The following is a 7261-nucleotide window of genomic DNA, read 5'->3' on the forward strand; positions in this document are numbered from 1 at the left end:
ATATATTTGACTACAAACTTAAATAGTTTATATTTAAGTTAAAGGAGTGATTATAAATGAATAATTCAAATGAATTTAATTATAATAAAATTTATTTAAGAAAAAAATTTTTGCATTATTTATTACCTTCCGTAGCTGCCATGTGGGTATTTTCAATATATACAATGGTAGATGGTATATTTGTTAGTAAAGGAGTAGGATCAAATGCTTTAGCAGCGGTTAATATTTCTATGCCTTTTGTTAATTTTATTTTTGCAATATCAATGCTTTTTTCTACTGGAGTATCAACAATTATTGCCATATATTTAGGGAAAAAAAATTATAAAAAAGCTAATCAAGTATTTTCATTTAATATGGTATGCATGATATTATGTTCTATTTTTATATTAATTATGGGATTTTTAAATATAAAAAAATTAGCTTTATTTTTAGGTGCTACTGAAACTACTTTACCTTTAGTAATTTCATATTTAAAAATAATAATATTATTTAATGGTTTTTTCATTATATCTTATTGCTTAGAAGTACTTACAAAAACAGATGGATTTCCATATTTGGCTATTATAGGTATGATAATAGCAGCAGGTACTAATATAATTTTAGATTACATAGTAGTTATTAAACTTAATTGGGGAATAAAAGGAGCAGCTCTAGCAACTGGATTCTCTCAAATGGTTTCATGTTTCTTTTTTTTAAAGCATTTTTTATCATCTAATTCAAAAATTAAATTTACTAAATTTAAAATATCTTTAAAAACTTTAAAGAGAATTTTATCCATAGGTTTTCCAGATGCTATTACAGAATTAACCTCTGGAATAGTTATTTTAATGTTTAATCAAAGCATTTTAAAATATATTGGAGAAAATGGTATTATTACTTACAGCGTTATAACTTATATAAATACATTAGTATTAATGACGATGATAGGAATAACCCAAGGGATGCAACCTTTAAGTAGTTACTATTATGGAAAGGAAGATTCAAAAACAGTTTTAAATCTACTTAAAATGAGCTTTAAAACTGTAGCTATAGTTTCAACATTTTCTTTTTTAATATCTATATTGTTTACTAAAAATATTGTATCTATATTTATTTCTTCTAGTGATATTAATTTATTTAAATACACAGTTGATTCCTTTAGAAAATTTTCTATTTCATTTTTAATATTAGGTTTTAATATACTTATATCTGGATTTTGTGCATCTGTAGAAAAACCATTTAATGCTACTATTATTTCTATTTCTAGAGGATTAATTATAATATTACTAGTTCTTTTTTCAATGGTAGCTATTTTTGGTGGCGAAGCTATATGGTATGTAACTATAATTTCTGAAACTATTTGTTTAATTATTTCTTTAGTAGTTTTAAAAAATACTATTGACTAAAATTAATACTTTATATAATATAATTTTTTTAAACTTAACTTCTGTTCTTATATTAATAAACAAATAATACATTTCATATCACTTTATTTAATTAAATCATAACCACCCGTAAAACGGGTGGTTTGTTCTAGCCCTATAAAGGCATGTTACTTGTACTTTGAACAATATGCCAACCACATTTTATCCACTAACTCCCGCTTAAAATGGTTTTCTTATTTTTTTATATGCTATATCTTCCTGTATTTAATTTTTAATATATTCTTCTATCTCCGTTTTATTTCTTTCAACTGTATCAACATAATACCCTTTACCCCCAAATTATCTATTCCCATACTTAAATTTTTAATTAGCATGTCTATCAAAAAACTTTTTCCTTTCAAGTATCTCACAAATTGAAAAGCACTTAGTTTTGGCAGAATACTTACAAGCATATATATATAATCTTTGCATGTATTTGTTTCTATTATTTCTACTCCTTTATATATTCATTTTTTATTTTTATAAAAGCATAATCTATTACTGAATTTATATTATTATTATTTTTTCCAGCTCCTTGGGCTAAAACTTGACTACCGCCACCTTTTCCATCAATTAAAATAATAGAATCTTTTAAAAGTGTATTCATATTTATATTCTTTAAGTTTTTAGAGCAAGCAAAAATAATATTTGCTCTTTCATTATTTTTTATAACTATTAAAGTTATTACATTATCATTTTCTATTATTTTACCTATTAATTTATTTATATCTTTAATATTTTCATTTTCATAAATTTTTTTTATTATATTAATATTATTTAATTTATCTGAATTATCTATCATTTCATCAATTTGATATTTAGATAGTTCTTCTCTTAATTTTTTATTTTGTTCATTTGCTTCTTTTAACTTATCATTAATATTTTTAATACCATTTATAACTTCTAATTCATTACTATTTAAATATCTACAAACTTTATTTGTAAATATATCTTTATTAAATGAATCTTCAATAGCTCTCTTACCTGCTAAAAATTCAATTCTAGTAGTTTTTTTATGTTTTTCCCATTTTTTAATTTTTATCATTCTTAATTCTAAAGTTGATTTAGGATGTACTCCACAACAGGCATTTATATCTAAATCTCCTATTTTAACTACCCTTATTTCATTTTCAGTATTTGGTAATGTTCTCCTTAAATTTAATTTTCTTAATTCTTTTTTAGTAGGAGTTAAAAATTCTACTTCTATATTTTCTTCTATTATTTCATTAGCTAATTTTTCAGCTTTTCTTATTTTCTCTTCTTCTAAATAGCCTTCAATATCTACTGTACTAATATCTTTTCCCATATGAAAGCTAACAGTATTAGCATTAAATAAAGTGTAAAAACATCCTGAAAGAACATGTTGAGCAAAATGTTGAGTCATTCCATCTAATCTTCTTTTCCAATCTATTGAGCACTTTACTCTATGGATTTTTATAGGCTTTTTTCCAACTACGTGATATACTATTCCATCCTTTTCATACAAATCAATAACTTCAATATTTTCTATTTTACCAAAATCTCTAGGTTGCCCTCCTCCACCTGGAAAAAATGCTGTTTTATCTAAAACAATATGAAATTTTTTATCAATTTCTAATATATCAATTATTTCTGCCGTAAAGTTTTTTATATGTTGATCTACATAATATAATTTATCCATTAATTAAATCCTCCATTTTTTTATAATTTCTTTAGCTATTATAGCATTATTATTCTTATATTCAAAACCAGTTTCTTTATATAAAAAAAGCAAATCATAAAAAATGATTTGCTTTTTTTTATATTTATTCCATAATCTTTTTAATTTCTTCTCCATATTTAAATTCAGATAATGCTTCTGAATAATTAGCTTGTTCAGCACCATAAAGAAAAACTAAATTTGTTGAATCCCCACTTAAAGGTATAATAACTTCATTATAAGTTTTTTCTGCTCCCTCTTCTCCACCATTTATTTTAAAATTTCCTTTTTGATCATCAGCATAAAGAAGCTGTATAGCATTTTGATCTGTTAAAATATTACTCATATCATCTAAAGTAACCTTAGTTTCTTTTAAAGTCATATCATCATTAAACATTTTATTTATTATGTCCATAGTAGCATTAAACTTATCACTATTCTCTTCCTCTGTTAAACTAATTGCATCTCCATCTTTATTAAAAACTATTTTATCTGGTTTTACAAATTCTTTAGTAAAATCTTTATTTTCTGTTGTTATTGTAACAGTATTTTCTGTTTCCTCTTCTTCTGAACTTTCACCCTTGTTAGCTTCTTCCACCTGTGCTTTATTATCATCTTTTTTATCGTTGTTTTCTACATTATTATTTTGTGAATTATCTACTTCTTTACCACTATTAGCACTACTTTTGCCAGAACTTATAGAAACTCCTACTATTGCTACTACTGCAACAACAACAGCAACTAAAATAGCAATTGTTTTATTATTGATATTTTTTCCTTTAATATTCATAAATTCTCTCCCCTCATATGTTTTTTTCTTTTTTATTATATCATATTTTATGTAATAATTGTATATTTCTTACTAGAATTTAACAAAATATAGAAAAAAGCACTAAAATACATAATATTTTAGTGCTTTAATTTTAATTTTGTGTAATTGGCAAAGTAATTATGAATTCACTACCCTTTCCCTGTTCGCTTATTACCCTTATATCTCCATTATGAAGATTTAATAAGTGTTTAGTCAAAGTTAACCCTAATCCACTCCCCCCAAATTCTTCACTAGCTTTATGATATGCTTGTGCAAATCTATTAAATATAGCCTCTTGATATTCTAGTGAAATTCCAATACCAGTATCTTTTACTCTTATTTGCACATTATTTTCTAATTCAATAATGGAAATATAAATTTCTCCACCTCTTTCAGTAAATTTTACCGCATTAGCAATAAGATTTATTACACATCTTTCTATTTCTTCCTTATCACATTCTATAAATTTCTCTTCTATTTGTGGATCTATTATTAAATTTAAACCATTAGATTCAACTAATTCCTTCATAGATAATGCTGTTTCTTCAACAATATATACAATATCTTCTTTTTTAATATTTAATTTATATTCACCTGACTCAATTTTAGATGTATCAATTATATTATTTATTAAGTTTAATAATCTTTTAGAATTTCTTCTTAAAGTTTGCATATAATATGTTAATTTTTTTTCATCTATTTCTTTATTATCTTTATTTAAACTAGTTATTAATTGTTCTATTGTTAAAATAACATTTAACGGTGTTCTTAGTTCATGTGAAAGATTTATAAAATAATTATTTTTATACCTTTCATTTTCTATTAGTTTACAATACAATTCTTTATTTTCATATAATTTGTTATTTAATTCTTTAGTTCTTTGTTTAACTAAATTATCTAATAAATTTACTTCATTCCAAATATAATAAAAAATAATTCCTATTATCACTATATAAAAACAATATGCTAAGGGAGTATTCCAAGGTGCCTTTTCTACATTTACATTTATAGATGTAATATCACTCCATATTCCATTAGAATTTTTTCCTGCTACTAAAAACTTATATTGTCCCGAAGGCAAACTTGCATATTTAGCATAATTCTTATTTTCAGATAAAAACCATTCTTTATCAATGCCTTCTAATTTATATGCATATTCAGTTTTGCGAATATTTCTATAATCTGGTATAAAAAAATCTACATATAATTCTCTAGAATTATATGATAAGTTTATACTTTTTTCAAATTCTATAATATTTCCTTTAGAAGTTGTAACTTCACTTATATTAACATTAGGAACAGGCTCTTCTTCTTTTAAATCATTAGGATTAAAACTAGAAACCCCATTTATTCCTCCAAAAAACATTTTACCTTCTTTATTTTTATAATAAGAATATCCATTATGCTCATTTGAAGCTAGTCCATCTATAATACTGTAATTTATAAATCTATTTTTTTCTACACTTAATTTAGATATTCCATAATTTGTACTAACCCAAATAGTGTCTTCAGCATCTATTAACACACCATAGATATTATTATTAGGTAATCCATTTTCATCTGTATATACTGTAAACTCTTCTTTTTTCTTATCAAATTTATTCAATCCATGTTTTGTTCCTATCCATAAATTACCTTTACTGTCTTCATTTATTGATTCACCAGTATTAAAACTTAAAGATTTATCATTATTAATTTCATTTTTATAAACTTTAATATTTTCTGTTTTTTTATCATATCTTATAAGACCTCCATTATCATTTAATACAAACCACATAATACCTTCACTATCTTGAAAAATGTCAGTAAAAGATTTTTTAACTATATTATTTTTATAAAATATTTTTTTATAATCTTTAAATATTTTACTATTTCTATCAAATGTACATAATCCTTCATTTGTTCCAATCCATAAAATCCCTTCATTATCTATAAATAATGTTCTTACATTATTATTAATAATACTATTTTTATCTTCTAACTTATAATGTTCAAATTTTTTTGTTACTTTATCAAATTTATTTAATCCATTGTTGGTAGCTATCCAAATTTCATTATCAATTCCAATAATATCTCGTATATTATTAGAGCTTATAGTATTTTTATTAGACGTATTAATTCTAATTGTTTTATTATTTTGTGAATCTACTATATTTACTCCTTTATCTTTAGTACCAATCCAAAGTAATCCTTCATTATCTTCATAAATTCCTGAAATTGCATTAGAACTTATTGAGTTTTCATTATTAGGATTATGTGTATAGTTTATAAATGGACTGTGTGGATTAAATAAACTTATACCTTTATATGTACCTACCCATATAGTTCCTGATTTATCCTTATATAAATTATATATATCATTATCTATCAAACTAAATTCATCATGAGCTTCAGCTTTATAAACTATAAACCCATCTTTTTCTTCACAATATTTTGCTAATCCATCGCTTGTTCCTATCCATATATTCCCTAAATCATCTTTTAACATAGAAGTTACATGATTACTTGGTAATGAGTTTTCTTTCCCTTCTTCTCCTTTATACACCTTAACAGTAAAATCATTTAAATTCATTATATTTACTCCACCATTTACTGTACCTATCCATAATTTACTTTCATCAGCATATAAAGAACAAATATTATCATCACTCAAATTGAATTTTTTAACAATTTCTCCCGTTTGTTCATTATACATATTTAACCCATTTTTTGTACCAATCCAAATTCTCCCATAAATATCTTCTTCTAAAACATGAGTCCATTGATCACTTAATATTTCATCTTCATATCCTATTCTTTTAAATGAGTCAGTTTCCTTATTATATAAATTTAATCCATCTCTAGTACAAATCCATAATCGACCTTTAGAATCTACTAATAATTCTTCAATTAGATTACTAGATATATGGCCTTCTTCTCTCTTTGCAATATATCTTTTAATGTTATTATTTGATAAAGAAATTCTATTTAATCCATTTGATGTAGAAATCCATAAATTATTTTCTTTATCTTCAACAATTGCCTTTATATTATTAGAACTTATAGTGTTATCATTATTTCTTTTATAACTATATATGTTAAAATCATGTCCATTATATCTATTAAGTCCATCGCTAGTTCCTATCCACATATAACCTTTACTATCTTGAAAAATATGTTGAGCTGACGATTGAGACATACCATCTAAAATTGTAACTTTATTAAAATTAATTTTTTTATTTTCAAACCTATTATTAATATTAGTTTTTCCATAAACTTCAGAATAACCCCCAATAAATATAAAAATAATACTTAAAATATATATTAAAGATATTTTTTTTAATACTTTCATACATCCCCCTTTATTTTTCTTACATTTCAATATTATAG

Annotated in this window: 4 protein-coding genes and 1 pseudogene; 1 reads left to right on the forward strand and 4 read right to left on the reverse strand. The window is 23.5% G+C overall.

The window, feature by feature from the left end; genetic code table 11:
* Positions 1-56: 56 nt before the first annotated feature.
* A complete protein-coding gene (locus tag GBZ86_RS10685; RefSeq protein ID WP_152890516.1) occupies positions 57-1385 on the forward strand; it encodes an MATE family efflux transporter in 1329 nt (442 codons plus the stop codon).
* A gap of 246 nt (positions 1386-1631) precedes the next feature.
* On the opposite strand, the pseudogene GBZ86_RS10690 reads toward GBZ86_RS10685, so the two are convergent.
* The 4 genes and pseudogenes from GBZ86_RS10690 to GBZ86_RS10705 form a co-directional block, all read right to left on the reverse strand.
* Positions 1632-1864: pseudogene (locus GBZ86_RS10690) on the reverse strand (transposase); the annotation flags it as partial.
* Positions 1855-3063: an alanyl-tRNA editing protein gene (locus GBZ86_RS10695; protein ID WP_152890518.1), complete on the reverse strand. Its 1209-nt coding sequence runs from the start codon at positions 3061-3063 to the stop codon at positions 1855-1857. The gene GBZ86_RS10695 and the pseudogene GBZ86_RS10690, both read right to left, overlap by 10 nt.
* 124 nt (positions 3064-3187) lie before the next feature.
* Entirely contained in the window at positions 3188-3871 is a 684-nt protein-coding gene (locus tag GBZ86_RS10700; protein ID WP_152890520.1) for a hypothetical protein, read from the reverse strand.
* A 133-nt stretch (positions 3872-4004) separates the two neighbouring features.
* Positions 4005-7223: a sensor histidine kinase gene (locus GBZ86_RS10705; RefSeq protein WP_152890522.1), complete on the reverse strand. Its 3219-nt coding sequence runs from the start codon at positions 7221-7223 to the stop codon at positions 4005-4007.
* Positions 7224-7261: the final 38 nt, after the last annotated feature.

Origin of the sequence: Clostridium tarantellae (assembly GCF_009295725.1) — a bacterium.
GTDB classification, from domain to species: Bacteria; Bacillota; Clostridia; order Clostridiales; family Clostridiaceae; genus Sarcina; species Sarcina tarantellae.

Coding starts and splice junctions, on each gene's coding strand:
- GBZ86_RS10705 (WP_152890522.1), bottom strand. CDS start 7,223: ATGAAAGTATTAAAAAAAATATCTTTAATATATATTTTAAGTATTATT.
- GBZ86_RS10685 (WP_152890516.1), top strand. CDS start 57: ATGAATAATTCAAATGAATTTAATTATAATAAAATTTATTTAAGAAAA.
- GBZ86_RS10700 (WP_152890520.1), bottom strand. CDS start 3,871: ATGAATATTAAAGGAAAAAATATCAATAATAAAACAATTGCTATTTTA.
- GBZ86_RS10695 (WP_152890518.1), bottom strand. CDS start 3,063: ATGGATAAATTATATTATGTAGATCAACATATAAAAAACTTTACGGCA.